The sequence below is a fragment of the Bradyrhizobium xenonodulans genome (assembly GCF_027594865.1).
In the GTDB taxonomy this organism is placed as follows: domain Bacteria; phylum Pseudomonadota; class Alphaproteobacteria; order Rhizobiales; family Xanthobacteraceae; genus Bradyrhizobium; species Bradyrhizobium xenonodulans.
Map to the genome: position 1 here is coordinate 4,256,269 of NZ_CP089391.1, position 14,078 is coordinate 4,270,346.

General features: G+C 65.5%; 14 protein-coding genes. 6 read left to right on the top strand and 8 right to left on the bottom strand.

What is annotated here, in order from left to right; genetic code table 11:
* Positions 1–36: 36 nt before the first annotated feature.
* From trmFO to I3J27_RS20030, 3 genes are all read left to right on the top strand, one after another.
* On the top strand, positions 37–1,464 hold the full coding sequence (gene trmFO, locus I3J27_RS20020) for a methylenetetrahydrofolate--tRNA-(uracil(54)-C(5))-methyltransferase (FADH(2)-oxidizing) TrmFO (protein ID WP_270160167.1): 1,428 nt from the start codon (positions 37–39) through the stop codon (positions 1,462–1,464).
* 7 nt (positions 1,465–1,471) lie between these two features.
* Complete coding sequence (locus I3J27_RS20025) at positions 1,472–2,566, top strand: AMP-binding enzyme (protein ID WP_270160168.1); 1,095 nt, start codon at positions 1,472–1,474, stop codon at positions 2,564–2,566.
* Positions 2,567–2,643: 77 nt separating this feature from the next.
* The gene (locus I3J27_RS20030) at positions 2,644–3,240 is read left to right on the top strand and encodes a CAP domain-containing protein (protein WP_270160169.1); all 597 of its coding nucleotides are present in this window, start codon (positions 2,644–2,646) and stop codon (positions 3,238–3,240) included.
* 12 nt (positions 3,241–3,252) lie between these two features.
* Here the strand turns inward: I3J27_RS20030 and I3J27_RS20035 are convergent, their stop codons facing one another.
* Entirely contained in the window at positions 3,253–3,726 is a 474-nt protein-coding gene (locus I3J27_RS20035; RefSeq protein WP_270160170.1) for a VOC family protein, read from the bottom strand.
* A 149-nt stretch (positions 3,727–3,875) separates the two neighbouring features.
* Between I3J27_RS20035 and I3J27_RS20040 the strand changes: the two genes are divergently transcribed.
* Entirely contained in the window at positions 3,876–5,054 is a 1,179-nt protein-coding gene (locus tag I3J27_RS20040) for an aminotransferase class V-fold PLP-dependent enzyme (protein ID WP_270160171.1), read from the top strand.
* Positions 5,055–5,077: 23 nt separating this feature from the next.
* Here I3J27_RS20040 and I3J27_RS20045 read toward each other — a convergent pair whose 3' ends face one another.
* A complete protein-coding gene (locus I3J27_RS20045; RefSeq protein ID WP_270160172.1) occupies positions 5,078–5,539 on the bottom strand; it encodes a cupin domain-containing protein in 462 nt (153 codons plus the stop codon).
* Positions 5,540–5,666: 127 nt separating this feature from the next.
* Here I3J27_RS20045 and I3J27_RS20050 point away from each other — a divergent pair, with 127 nt between their 5' ends.
* Positions 5,667–7,208, top strand: coding sequence for a winged helix-turn-helix domain-containing protein (locus I3J27_RS20050; RefSeq protein ID WP_270160173.1), 1,542 nt, complete (start codon positions 5,667–5,669; stop codon positions 7,206–7,208).
* A gap of 14 nt (positions 7,209–7,222) precedes the next feature.
* Here I3J27_RS20050 and I3J27_RS20055 read toward each other — a convergent pair whose 3' ends face one another.
* The 6 genes from I3J27_RS20055 to yajC form a co-directional block, all read right to left on the bottom strand.
* A complete protein-coding gene (locus I3J27_RS20055) occupies positions 7,223–8,467 on the bottom strand; it encodes a threonine ammonia-lyase (protein WP_270160174.1) in 1,245 nt (414 codons plus the stop codon).
* A 45-nt stretch (positions 8,468–8,512) separates the two neighbouring features.
* Positions 8,513–9,376, bottom strand: a complete 864-nt coding sequence (locus tag I3J27_RS20060; RefSeq protein WP_270160175.1) for a phytoene/squalene synthase family protein — start codon at positions 9,374–9,376, stop codon at positions 8,513–8,515.
* Complete coding sequence (locus tag I3J27_RS20065) at positions 9,373–9,756, bottom strand: Mth938-like domain-containing protein (RefSeq protein ID WP_270160176.1); 384 nt, start codon at positions 9,754–9,756, stop codon at positions 9,373–9,375. Before I3J27_RS20065 ends, I3J27_RS20060 begins: the two co-directional genes overlap by 4 nt.
* Positions 9,757–9,817: 61 nt before the next feature.
* A complete protein-coding gene (gene secF / locus I3J27_RS20070) occupies positions 9,818–10,843 on the bottom strand; it encodes a protein translocase subunit SecF (protein ID WP_270160178.1) in 1,026 nt (341 codons plus the stop codon).
* Positions 10,844–10,859: 16 nt separating this feature from the next.
* Positions 10,860–12,458 carry a protein translocase subunit SecD gene (gene secD, locus I3J27_RS20075; RefSeq protein ID WP_270160179.1) on the bottom strand — a complete coding sequence of 533 codons (1,599 nt, stop codon included), beginning with the start codon at positions 12,456–12,458 and terminating at the stop codon, positions 10,860–10,862.
* 47 nt (positions 12,459–12,505) lie between these two features.
* Entirely contained in the window at positions 12,506–12,880 is a 375-nt protein-coding gene (gene yajC / locus I3J27_RS20080; protein WP_100180922.1) for a preprotein translocase subunit YajC, read from the bottom strand.
* Between the two features lie 181 nt (positions 12,881–13,061).
* Between yajC and I3J27_RS20085 the strand changes: the two genes are divergently transcribed.
* Positions 13,062–14,054, top strand: coding sequence for an ATP-binding protein (locus I3J27_RS20085; protein ID WP_270160181.1), 993 nt, complete (start codon positions 13,062–13,064; stop codon positions 14,052–14,054).
* Positions 14,055–14,078 lie beyond the last annotated feature (24 nt).

The following is a 14,078-nucleotide window of genomic DNA, read 5'->3' on the forward strand; positions in this document are numbered from 1 at the left end:
TCCACTGATCGCCGAAAAGCGCTACCTGTCCGCCCCATGACAGGACCCCAATCCAACATCGTGCACGTCATTGGCGCCGGCCTTGCCGGTTCCGAAGCCGCCTGGCAGGTGGCCAAAGCAGGCGTGCCTGTGGTGCTGCACGAGATGCGGCCGACCCGCATGACCGAGGCCCACCGCACCGACGGACTCGCCGAGCTCGTCTGCTCCAATTCGTTCCGCTCGGACGATGCCGCCAACAACGCCGTCGGCCTGCTGCATGCGGAGATGCGTCGGCTCGACTCGCTGATCATGCGCGCGGCCGACGCCAATCAGGTGCCCGCCGGCGGCGCGCTCGCGGTCGATCGCGACGGATTTTCAGCGGCCGTCACCAAGGCGCTGAACGATCATCCGCTGATCGAGATCGCCCGCGGCGAGGTTTCAGGCCTGCCGCCGGCCGAGTGGAGCAACGTCATCGTTGCGACCGGCCCCCTCACCTCTGCGCCGCTGGCCGACGCCATCCGTGAGCTGACCGACGAAAACGCGCTCGCCTTCTTCGACGCGATCGCGCCGATCGTGCATCGCGAATCCATCGACATGTCGGTGGCCTGGTTCCAGTCGCGCTACGACAAGGTCGGCCCCGGCGGTACCGGCGCCGACTATATCAACTGCCCCATGACCAAGGAGCAGTATGACGGCTTCGTCGCCGCGCTGATGTCAGGCGAAAAGACCGAGTTCAAGGAGTGGGAGACCAACACGCCCTATTTCGACGGCTGCCTGCCGATCGAGGTGATGGCGGAGCGTGGCCCCGAGACCTTGCGCCACGGGCCGATGAAGCCGGTCGGACTCACCAATCCGCACGATCCCGCCACGAAAGCCTACGCCATCGTGCAGCTGCGCCAGGACAACAAGCTCGGCACGCTCTACAACATCGTCGGCTTCCAGACCAAGCTGAAGTATGGCGAGCAGCAGCGCATCTTCCGCACCATTCCCGGGCTGGAGAAGGCGGAGTTCGCCCGTCTCGGCGGCCTGCACCGCAACACCTTCCTCAACTCGCCAAAGCTGCTCGATAGCCAGCTACGGCTGCGCGCACAGCCGCGGCTGCGCTTTGCCGGCCAGATGACGGGCTGCGAAGGTTACGTGGAATCCGCCAGCGTCGGCCTGATCGCCGGCCTCTATGCGGCTGCCGATGCCCGCGGCGAGACGCTGGCCAGCCCGCCGGGCACGACCGCGTTGGGATCGCTGCTCGGCCACATCACGGGCGGCCATATCGAGACCATCGAGCCGGGCACACGCTCGTTCCAGCCGATGAACATCAATTTCGGCCTGTTCCCACCGCTCGCAACTGCGCCGACCAAGAAGCCGGACGGCACGCGGCTGCGCGGCAACGAGAAGACCGTGGCCAAGAAGCGGGCGATGAGCGCATTGGCGCTCGCCGATCTCGATCGCTGGATCGCCGATCACCTGCGCATCGCCGCAGCCGCGTGAGTTCTCGATGAATCTCCCCAAAGACGACGCCGCCACACTCTCGGCGCGCTGGACCGAAGGCGTGCTGCTCAAGCGCGACGTGTTCTCGACCGTCGAGCGCGGCCGCTTCCGCGGCGACAGCGGCGAGGTCGACGCAGTGCTGCGCCGGCTCGATGAGGTGCCGTGGTGGTCGTTCCTGCTGGCGCGCCATCTGTTCGCCCGTGAGAAGCACGCGCTGGCACTCGCCAAAGGCCTCAATGTCGGCCCCGAGCTGCTGTGGGCGGGCCGCCGGGCGCTCGTGCGCGGCTTCGTCGACGGCGTCGCGCTGCATCTGGCCAAGCCGCATGGCGACCTCGCCTATTTCCGCTCGGCCAAAGCGGCGCTGCGCCGGTTGCGACGCGCCGGCATCTGCCACAACGATCTCGCCAAGGAGCAGAACTGGCTGGTCGGCCGCGACGGCCGCGCCTATGTGACTGACTTCCAGCTCGCGGCCTGCTTCAACCGCCGCGGCCGGCTCTACCGCATCCTCGCCTATGAGGACCTGCGGCATCTGCTCAAGCACAAGCGCTCCTATGCACCCGAGGCGCTGACTCCGCGCGAACGAAAAATCCTGGCGAAGAAATCGTTCGCGGCGAGCCTTTGGCTCATGACCGGCAAGAAGGTCTATCGAGCGATCACGCGCGGCCTGTTCAACTTCACCGACCGCGAGGGCGGCGGCCGCCGGCTTGTCAACGACGCGCCGGTGCTGGCGGAACTGATCCGCAAGAACCCGGCTGTGCGCGACACCGCGATCGTCGCTTTTGCCGACCGCCGCTCCGGCGTCGGGCTCTATGCCTTCGTCGAGGCTGATCAAAGCGCGCTCGAGAGTGAGCTTCGGAGCGAGCTGTCCGCCGCCAAGGGCCCGAAGCCGCCGGAGCACATCCAGGTCGTGCACGCGCTGCCCCGCGATACCAGCGGCAAGCCGCGCACCGAGATCTTGCAACTGGTCGCCATGAACCAGCTCGACCTGATCGAGCCGATGATGAAGAGCGATCAGGACCGCGCCTTCCTCAAGGACATCCTGGAGCAGCGCAAGAACCTGCGCGACCGCTTCAATTTCGAGGCGGACCTGCCGACGAGCTAGGGCGGGGGGCTCGCGCCTTGAAGCGTCCACATTGGCGATAGAGAAGCGGTCGGATAAAAGGCGGACTTGGCGGGGTTATGGGCACTCGGGGAATGATGACGCATCGTGTAGCTGGCACAATGGTCGCCGGCCTGATGCTGCTCGCCACCGCCCCCGCAATGGCTGAATCCCCGGCCGAGCTGATCTCCAGCTTCCGCCTCAAGCACGGCGAAGTTCGCGTCGTCCGCGATTCAACGCTGGACCACATCGCCATGGACCAGGCCCGCGCGATGGCGGCGAAGGACGATCTCAGCCACGACGCCCTCGGCCCGTTCAACCGCCGTGTCGCGCCGGCCGGTGCCGGGCGCGCAGCGGAAAACATCGCCTACGGCTACGACAATTTCGAGAAGACGCTGGGACAGTGGATCGACTCCTCCGGGCACCGCAAGAACCTGCTGCTGCACAACGCCTCCCGCGTCGGCATCGCGAGCGCAAGAAATGCCAGCGGCAAGCGCACCTATTGGGCGATGGTGATCGCCGGCGATTACGAGCCCAAGGTTAAGGACAAGGGCAAGCGGAAGAAGGACGGCGAGCCTTTGGTCGCCGTGAAGCGTCAGGCCGCGCCCCCAAGCAAGCCCAGGCCCAAGCCGAAGTCCAGCGACTGTCACATCAAGCTGCTCAGCCTCTGTATCTGAGGCGAGACGATCTCAGCCGCGGCGCGCCGCCTCGATCGCGGCGACGTCGATCTTCGTCATCCCCATCATCGCGTCGAACGCGCGCTTGGCTTCGGCCCCGCCGGCCGCCAGCGCCTCGGTCAGCACGCGCGGCGTGATCTGCCACGAGAGGCCCCATCGGTCCTTGCACCAGCCGCACGCGCTCTCCTGCCCGCCATTGCCGACGATGGCATTCCAATAGCGGTCGGTCTCCTCCTGATCGTCGGTCGCGATCTGGAACGAGAACGCCTCGTTGTGCTTGAAGATCGGACCGCCGTTGAGGCCGAGACAGGCAACGCCGGCCACGGTGAATTCGACGGTGAGCACATCGCCGGCCTTGCCTGAGGGATAATCGCTGGGCGCGCGGTGGACGGCACTTACGGTGCTGTCCGGAAAGGTCTCGGCATAGAAGCGGGCAGCCGCCTCGGCGTCCTTGTCGTACCAGAGGCAAATCGTGTTCCTCGCCATTGTGCGCTCCTTTCAGGCCCTAGCACACCATGCTTTCTCTCAGCATATGCATCCGGATCAGCATGCTCCAGCCGCACCTTCCGTTTGCTCGTCTTGCTCGCGTGCGTCATTGTGTCTAACTTCGGGAATCCAAAAGCGGAGGCTCTCACGTGATCGACATCGACCAAATCCGGGCCGACACGCCAGCCGCCTCCCGTCTTGCTTATCTCCACAACGCTGGCGCGGCTCTGATGCCGGCGCCTGTCGTCGCGGCGATGAAGCAGCATATCGATCTGGAGAGTGAGATAGGAGGCTATGCGGCCGCCGATCGCGAGTCCGCCCGGCTCGACGCGGTCTACGGCTCGGTGGCCCGCCTGCTGAATGCTGCTCCCGATGAAATCGCGCTCGTGGAAAACGCGACGGTTGCCTGGCAGATGGCGTTCTACGCGCTTCCGTTCCGCAAGGGCGACCGGATCCTCACGGCCGAGGCGGAATACGCCGCCAACTATGTCGCCTTTCTTCAGGTCGCCAAGCGCACGGGCGCAGTCATCGACGTGGTGCCGAGCGATGCCAGCGGCGAGCTCGACGTCCATGCGCTCGAACGCATGATCGACGAGCGCGCGAAGCTGATCGCGATCACCTGGGTTCCGACCAATGGAGGGCTGGTCAATCCGGCCGCTGCGATCGGCAGGATCGCGCGGGCGCACGGCATCCCCTATCTGCTCGACGCCTGCCAGGCGGTCGGCCAGATGGAGGTTGACGTCGAAGCCATCGGCTGTGACATGCTGTCGGCCACGGGGCGCAAATTCCTCCGCGGCCCGCGCGGCACCGGCTTTCTCTACGTCCGCCGTGCCCTGCTGCAACAACTCGAGCCGCCGATGATCGACCATTTCGCGGCGCCCTGGGTCTCGCGAGATGAATATCAGCTCCGTGACGACGCGCGCCGTTTCGAGACATGGGAGAACAATTACGCAGCACGCCTCGGTCTCGGCGCTGCCGTCGACTACGCCCTCGCGATAGGCATCGACCCTATCGAGCAGCGCTGCCGCCTGCTTGCGGATCGTCTTCGCGGCGGCCTTGCCGGCATTCGCGGCATCACTATTCGCGACCTCGGCCGCGCGCCGGGCGCGATCGTCAGCTTCACGATGGAGGGGTATGAGGCGGATGCCATCGTCCGCAGCGCCGCCACGGCCGGCATCACCATCGGCGCGTCAGATCCCGCGAGCACCCGCATCGATGCGGAAGTCCGCGCACTGCCGCCGGTCGTGCGGGCCTCGCCGCATTACTACAATACGGAGGCAGAGATCGACCGGCTGATCGGCCACCTCGCGGGTTTGGCGCCGCGATAGCGCCCTCCTTTCGGCCAGGACTTTCAGGGCCTTGTCGTCAGTGCCGACAACTGGTCCGTGTCGAACCGGGCGCGCAACTCGCTGATGGCTTTCGCGTCCGGAGTTCCAGCGGCGGTCAGCTTGGCTAATTCCTCGAAATAATGCTCGTGCCCGGGCGGAGACACTGTCATGAGCACGCGCGCGGGCTTGTCGCTGACATTGGTGATGTTGTGGGGAACGCCCGGAGGAATGAAGAGGTAGGTCCCCGGCGTGGCTCGGACGACCTCTTCGGCGACGTGCCATTCGCATTCGCCCTCAAGCATGTAGAAGGTCTCTTCCTGCACACGATGAACGTGCCGGCCCGTGGCGAACCCTGCGGGAATCGTCCAATCGAACATGCTGGTGTAGCGGGTGTCCTCTCCCGTCACCAGAAAGGCCATCGGCTGGCCCCGCAGCATCACTCCCCCGGTTTCGCCGGGCCTGCGGATGAGCGGCTTTGCGTTCATGTGGTCCTCCATCGCTGGTTGCTGCACGGCATGGCAACGGCACCATGATGGTCCGCCCGCTCCGGGAAGTAGCGAAGAGGTGCGGAAAACATTGCAAAAAACCTGCGAAATGTGTCCTTCTTGAGCGATGGCCGCGATCCTTGAATTTGGTCCCTTTCGCCTCGATGTCGATGCAGGGATTCTGTTCCGCGGAGCCGAGCCGACCCCGCTCGGCCAACGCGCCGTGCTGCTCCTGGCCCTGCTGGTGCGGCGCGCTGGCACGCCAGTATCCAAGGATGCCCTGATCGAGGCGGCGTGGCCCGCCCAAGCGATCGAGGACAGCAACCTGACCGTCCAGATCGCGGCCGTCCGCCGCACGCTGGCAGACGCTTCCGGAGAGGCGCAATGGATCGAGACGCTGCCACGGCGCGGCTATCGCTATGTCGGGCCGGCCGTGACGGCGTCCGACCCGGACCGGGAATCCGCGCCGTCGCTGACATTGCCCGAGAGGCCATCAATTGCGGTGTTGCCCTTTGCGAACTTGAGCGGCGATGCGGAGCAAGACTACTTTGCCGACGGAATGGTCGACGACATCATCACCGGTCTGTCCCGCATCAACTGGCTATTCGTAATCGCGAGAAACTCCACATTCACGTACAAGGGCCGAGCGGTCGACGTGAAGCAGGTCGGCCGCGAGCTTGGCGTACGCTACGTGCTGGAAGGCAGCGTCCGGAAGGCTAGCGGCAATGTGCGCATTACGGGTCAACTGATCGACGCATCGACCGGCATGCATGTGTGGGCCGAGCGGTATGACCGTCAATCCGATGATATTTTCGGACTTCAGGACGACATCGCCATGTCCGTCGTCGGCGCCATCGCACCGAGCCTGCGCCGCGCCGAGATCAACAGGGTCAAGCGTAAGCGGCCGGATAGCCTCGATGCCTATGACCTCGTCCTGCGCGCCCAGCCGGATGTTGATTCCGGCATGCCGGAGCAGGTGACGCAGGCCCTTGTATTGCTCGAGCGTGCGATCGCGCTCGAGCCCTCCTATGCGCTGGCGCACGGCAATGCTGCGATGTGCCATCATTGCCTGTTCCTCCGCGCAGGTTTGCAGGAGGCGAGCCGCGCAGACTCGATCCGACACGCGCGTTCGGCCATTGCCCACGGGCAGGATGATGCGGTTGCCCTCACGCTGGCAGGCTTTTCGATCGGCATGGATGGCCACGATCGCTCCTCGGCATTCACCGCACTCGATGCCGCGCTCGCGATCAGCCCATCATCGGCGCTGACTTACATCCTCGGCAGCGTCATGCTCGGCTGGGGCGGCGATGCCGACCGCGCTATCGAATGGAGCGAGCGCGGCATGCGGCTCAGCCCGTTCGACTCCTGGGCCTTCGCCGCCTTCGACGCGCAGGCGATGGGGCATTTCCACCACGGCCGGTACGAGGAAGCCTGTCGCGCCGCTTACCGCTCCGTTCAGGCCAATCCGCGTCACAGCATCACCCACGTGCAACTGGCCGCGGCGCTCGCAAAGTTAGGACGATTGCAGGAGGCGAGAACGGCGGCGGCCCGGGTGCTGGAGTTACACCCGACCTTCCGCTACGGCCGTCAATTCCAGGGCGTCAACTGCGCTCCGGCGCTGGCAGCGTCGCTCGGTGAAGCGCTTCGCGCCGCGGGATTGCCGGAGTAACCGTCAAACTCGCCTCAGGTGCAGCGTGCGCTCAATCCCGATGCACTGAGCCTCGCCATGACCTCGTCGAGATGTGCACTGTCGCGGGTCTCGATGACGAGTTGCAGCAGCGTCGCCTTGGCCGGCAGATCGGAGAAGGTCCGCTGATGCGAGACTTCGATGATGTTGGCGCCTGCCTCGGCCAGCAGTGCCGCGACGGCGGCGAGTTGCCCGGGTCTGTCGGGGATATCGAGCGAGAGCTGGGTCAGCCGTCCTTCGCGTGCCAGCTCGCGCGTGAGGACAGATGCGATCAGCCGCGTATCGATGTTGCCCCCACTCAGGACGAGGCCGACCTTCTGGCCGGCAAAGCGGGAGGGATCGGACATCAGCGCGGCGAGGCCGGCGGCGCCGGCACCTTCCACGACCGTCTTCTCGATCGAGATCAGGGTCGCGACCGCGCGTTCGAGCTCGGCTTCGTTGACCAGCGCGATGTCGTCGACGAGGCGGCGGACGATTTCGGTTGTGATCTTGCCGGGCGATTTCACCGCAATGCCTTCGGCCAGCGTATCGCCGCGCGCCGGCAGATTGCCGTCGTGGATGGCGTTGTACATCGAGGGATAGAGCCAGGCCTCGACGCCCAGGATTCGCAACGACGGCTTGATCGATTTGGCGGCGATGGCGATGCCGCTGACCAGCCCGCCGCCGCCGATCGGGACGACCAGCGTATCGAGCTCCGGCACGGCCTTCATCATCTCCAGTCCGACCGTGCCTTGCCCCGCGATGACCAGCGGATCATCGTAGGGATGGACGAAGATCATACCGCGGGCTTCGCCGTGGCTTCGCGCATACGCAGCCGCCTCCTCCAGCGTCGCGCCCGTCACCACCACCTCGGCGCCGTGATGCCTGGTGTTCTCGACCTTCACCATCGGCGTGCCGACCGGCATCACGATGGTGGCGGGAATGCCGAGCCGCCTGGCGTGATAGGCAACGCCCTGCGCGTGGTTGCCGGCCGACATGGCGATGACGCCCCGCGCGCGCTCCTCGGACGTCAGCGCGGTGAGACGGTTGAGCGCGCCGCGCTCCTTGAACGAGGAGGTGAACTGGAGGTTCTCGAATTTGAGCCAGATGTCGCAGCCGCAGATGCTGCTCAGCGTGCGGCTGTAGCTGCAAGGCGTCTCGACGACGGCGCCGCGGATGGTCTCGGCGGCGGCGTGAATGTCGCTCGGCGTGACCGGAAAACCGCTCAGGTCGGGCGATGTGCTTGGGGACAACTCAGCCATGGGACAGCATAGAGCATCTGGCGGTTTGAGGCGATAAGCCAACCGCTATTTGGTAAATTCCCGGGAACGTGAAGCCCGCCACAGCGTCCACAGCGTGCGCAGCCGCGACGTCGGCTGCGGCGCAAACGGATTGCGCCCCGGTTGCGACAGGCGCTTGAGATCGGCCCGCACCAGGCTCAGCGGCAGAAAGGCAGGACGTGCCGGTGCCGGCACCTCCGCGAGCAGCGACAAGGCAGTCGCCAGATGCCGCTGCGCCTCGCTCGCGAGCTGGTCCAGCACGGCGCGCAAGGCCGGCGTCTCCTTGCCGGCGAACACTTCCTCCATCTGGCAGCCATGGCTCGCCATCACCTGCTGCGGCAGGAACAACTGCCGATGCGCGGCATCGCGCGGCAAATTGGCGATGACCTGCACGATGCCCTGAGCCAGCCCGGCATGCCTGGCGAGATGCCCGATCGCCTCCGACGGCGGCGCCACGATCCGGGCTGCGAGATCGAACAGCGCCGAACATGTTGCCGCCAGATAGCCCTCCAGCGCCGTCAGTGTCGGCATCGGATCGTTGTAGAGATCGAACTGATGCTCGTCGGCGAGCAGCGACAGCGGCTCGACCGGCAGGTCGAAATCGCGGATCGCGCGCAACAGCTCGGCCGCCACCGGATTGCCCTCGGCGCTGCCATGGACTTGGCCCGACAGCATGTCGGTCCACCATTGCAGGCGGATTTCGCCTGGCAAGGGCTGGCTGACCTGATCGCGGACCCGGACAATCTCGACATTGAAGGCATAAAGCGCCAGCAGCGCGCGGCGCTCGGCAGCGGGGGCGAACAGGGTCGCGGCATAGCGCGGAAAGTCGTGGCTGCGCACGAGATGGGCACAGAACGCAACGGTGTCGGGCGGCGGCGCAGCGCTGCTCATGGCACGGCGATGAGCGCGGCGGCGACGCGCCGCCGTTCGCCGATCATGATGTTGTAGGTCCGCACGGCGGGACCGGTCTGCATCGTGTCCAGCACCACCCTCACCGCTTTGAGCGCCTGCCGCAGCTCCGGCGGTGGCAGCCACATGCCGGTTCCGGTGCCGATCAGGAGCGTGTCGATGCTGTTGGCGGCGGTGAAAACCCGATCCAGCGAATAGCGGTCGATCTTTGCGGGATCGGTCACATCCCAGGCCCAGATCGCCTCGGGCAGGCACAACAGCGAGCCTCGGTGCGACATGCCGGCAAAGGCGAAGCCGCCCTTGCCATAGGCGTCGATCGGCGCCGAGCGCGGGAAATGCGGAGCGTTGGGATCGCCAGCCATCAGTGTCGTCCGAATTTTCTGACTGCCCTCGCAAACGCCTGCGAGGGCAATGCGGTTCGGATCATGCCTTGCTTTTCTTCGCCGGCGTCGCGGTGTCGGGCGCATCTTCGCGATGCTCGCCGACACCGAGATAGATCAGGATCGGGGCTGCGATGAAGATCGAGGTGTAGGTGCCGACCAGCACCACGCCGAACATCATCACCGCGGTGAAGCTGTGGATGGCATGGCCGCCGAACAGCAGCAGGGCCAGCAGCGCCAGTGTCACCGTGAAGTGGGTGATGATCGAGCGCGACAGTGTCGAGTTGATGGACTCGTTGAGAAGCTGCGGCATCGGCATCTTCTTGTAGCGCCGCAGCATTTCACGGATGCGGTCGTAGATGACGACGGTGTCGTTGAGCGAATAGCCCAGAATGGTCAGGAGTGCCGCGATGCTAGTCAGGTCGAAATCGACCTGGCTGATCGACATGAAGCCGATCGTCAGCACGATGTCGTGCACGTTGGCGATCATGGCGCCGAGCGCGAACTGCCATTCGAACCGGAACCAGAGATAGATCAGGATGGCGACGATCGCGAGCATCAGGCCGGCCATGCCCCAACCCAGCAGCTCGCCGGAGACACGCGGGCCCACCACCTCGACGCGGCGATACTCCACGGCCTCGCCGAGGGCGCCGCGAACCTTGTCCACGGCCGCCTGCTGCGCCTTGTCGCCGCCCGGCTGCTCGGCCACGCGAAGCAGCACGTCGGCGGGACCGCCGAATTGCTGCAGCTGGACTTCGCCAAGGCCGAGGCTGCCGAGGGTCGTGCGCATCTGCGCAAGATCGGCCGAGCCCGACTTGGCCCGGACCTCCATCAACGTGCCGCCCTTGAAGTCGATGCCGAAGTTCAGGCCATGAGTGAAGAACAGCGTGATCGCGACGATCGACAGCGCCGCCGAGACCGGGAAGCTGATGCGGCGGAAGCGCGTGAAGTCGAAATGCGTATCGTCTGGAACGATGCGCAGCGACGGCAGGAGGCCGAGCACGCTGACCACGGTCAGCGCGGCAATCAGGACGCCGAGAGAGATAAGAACGAGTTGAGTAGTGGTCACAGCCGGCCTCGAATTGTCAAATCGGCACAGTCTTCGGCCGCTTCCACTGTACCCACCATGCCACGATCAGGCGGGTCATGGTGAAGGCGGTGAAGACCGTGGTGATGATGCCGATGCCGAGCGTCACTGCGAAGCCGCGCACCGGACCGGTGCCGATCATGAACAGCACGGCAGCAGCAATGAAGGTCGTGATGTTGGAATCGAGGATGGTCGCGAGCGCCCGCTTGAAGCCTGCGTCGATCGCCGAGATCGGGCTTCTCCCGCCGCGCAACTCCTCGCGGATGCGCTCGTAGATCAGCACGTTGGAGTCGACCGCGATGCCGACGGTGAGCACGATGCCGGCGATGCCGGGCAGCGTCAGCGTGGCGCTGAGCAGCGACAACAGGCCGAAGATCATGGCGACGTTGATGGCAACCGCGATGTTGGCGAAGACCCCAAACAGCCGGTAGGTCACGAGCATGAAAATGATGACCATGATCGATCCGACATAGGCCGCAAGTTCCCCCTTGTCGATCGAGTCCTGGCCGAGGCCCGGACCGACGGTGCGCTCCTCGACCACCGTGAGCGGCGCCGGCAGCGCGCCGGCGCGCAAGAGAATCGCGAGGTCGTTGGCCGACTGCACGGTGAAACTCCCGGAGATCTGGCCCTGGCCGCCGGTGATCGGCTCACGAATGACCGGTGCCGAGATCACCTTGCCGTCGAGGATGATCGCGAAGGGCAGCCCGACATTCTCCTGCGTGGCCTGCGAGAACTTACGCGCGCCCGAGGTATTGAACTTGAAGCTGACGACCGGCTCATTGGTACGCTGGTCGAAGGTCGCTTGGGCGTCGGTCAGATCGCCGCCCGCAACCAGCACCTGCTTCTTGACGACGTAGCCGGGCGGCGGTGGCGTGGCGGCCGGCAGGAACTCCGAGTCCGGCGGCAACCTGCCCTGCTGTGCCTGGTCCGGCGGCACCGAGGGATCGACCATGCGGAATTCCATCTTCGCGGTCTTGCCCAGCAACTCCTTCAAATGGGTGGGATCCTGCAAACCCGGCACCTGCACCAGGATGCGGTCGTTACCCTGACGCTGGATGATGGGCTCGACGGTACCGAGTTCGTTGACCCGCTTCTCGACGATCTGGATCGACTGCTCGATGGTCTTGCGCATGCGGTCGAGCATCGCGGCCTCTGAAATACTGAGGCGGATCAATCCGCCACCGGCATCGGCGGCTTCAAGGTCGCGCTGACCGGTGGACCCCATAAGGCCGCCAATCGGCTGCGCAAGCTCACGCAACTTGGCGAGCGCCGTCTGGACGTCCGCGTCCTTGACGCGCACCTCGACGGCATCGCCCTTCGTCACGAGACCAGTGTAAACGATCTTGGCCTCGCGCAGCACGCGACGGACGTCGTCGCGGATCTGGTCGAGCTTTTCCTTCTTCACGTAGTTGGCGTCGACCTCGAGCTGCAGAGAGGAGCCGCCCTGGAGGTCGAGGCCGAGCACGAGCCGGCGCTGCGCCCAGGCGGGCCAGGTCTTGACCTGCGCCTCGGGGAAGAAGTTCGGGACCGCGCAGAGGCACACGATCAGCGCCGTCAGGATAATCCCGAGCGCCTTCCACCGCGTGAAATACAACATCGACTGGACCTGTCAGATCGGGAGACTTGAGATGCTCGCGGAAGCGCTCACTTCGACGCGGCGTCGTCCTTGGCGGCTTCCTTGCTATCCTTGGATTCCTTGGCCGGCTCGCCCTTGGCACGCACGCCCGAAATCATCTGGCGCATCTGCCGCACCCGCACGCCATCGGAAATCTCGAACTCGATCTGGTCGTCGTCGACAACCTTGGTGACCTTGCCGACGAGGCCGCCCGAGGTCACCACCGTGTCGCCGCGGCGGATGTTCTTCACGAGATCAGCGTGGTCCTTCACCTTCTTCTGCTGCGGACGCAGAATCAGGAAGTACATGATCACGAAGATCAGGGCGAACGGCAGCAGCGACATCAACATGCTGTTGGTGTCGCCGGCGCCCGCGGCCTGGGCATACGCAGGGGTAATGAACATTCGGACGATCCTCGTGAGAACGGGGGAAAGCCGGTCAGGCCCTCAAAGGCGACCGGCTCGGTCAAATTCGCGCGGACTATAGCGGCCATTGCCCCAATTGCAACGCTGCCAGACCGCCCTTTTGGCCACCTTGCGGCGCGCCGTCAGGCCCGATAAGGCTGCATTCTCAGGAACTTCGGACATGCCCCAAAAACCAAGCAAAAGCCCGGCCGGCAAAGGCCCCCGCACCCCTGCCAAGACTCCCGCCCGCGTCGCGGCAAATCGCCCCAAGGGGACCGTCAAGACGGCCCTCAAGGCATCGCCGGACCTCTCCCAGGAGCGGATCGTCCGCGCGCTGGAGACCATTGCCGCGCACCTCGCAGCCCAGGGCAAGCCCGCCGTCGCGCGTGAGTCGTTCAAGCAGGCGGATGCGTTCGTCTGGCATCCGGACGGCCGCCTTGCCGCGGTGCCGCGAGTCAGCCGGGTCGAGCTGTTCCTCCTGAAGGGCGTCGACCGGATGCGCGACATCCTGATGGAGAACACCGAGCGCTTCGCCAACGGCCTGCCCGCCAACAACGCCCTGCTCTGGGGCGCGCGCGGCATGGGCAAGTCGTCGCTGGTGAAGGCGGCGCATGCCAGCATCAATGCGGAGCGCAAGCCGGCGGACAGATTGAAGCTGATCGAGATCCACCGCGAGGACATCGAGAGCCTGCCCGCGCTGATGGAGCAACTGCGCGCCTCCTCGTTCCGTTTCATCGTGTTCTGCGACGATCTCTCCTTCGACGGCAACGATGCGTCCTACAAGTCGCTCAAGGCCGTGCTCGAAGGCGGCATCGAGGGCCGGCCAGAGAACGTCATCCTCTACGCCACCTCCAACCGCCGCCATCTGCTCGCGCGCGAGATGATCGAGAACGAGCGCTCGACCGCGATCAATCCCGGCGAAGCCGTCGAGGAGAAGGTCTCGCTGTCGGATCGCTTCGGCCTGTGGCTCGGCTTCCACCGCTGCAGCCAGGACGAATACCTCGCCATGGTGCGCGGCTATTGCGGCCATTTCGGCGTCAAGATCGACGACGAGGCGCTGGAGCGCGAGGCGCTGGAATGGTCCACGACGCGCGGCTCCCGCTCGGGCCGCGTCGCCTGGCAGTTCGTGCAAGAGCTGGCGGGCCGGCTGGGTGTGAAGCTGGCGGCGACGTAGCGGGAGCGCTCGACGATAGCCATC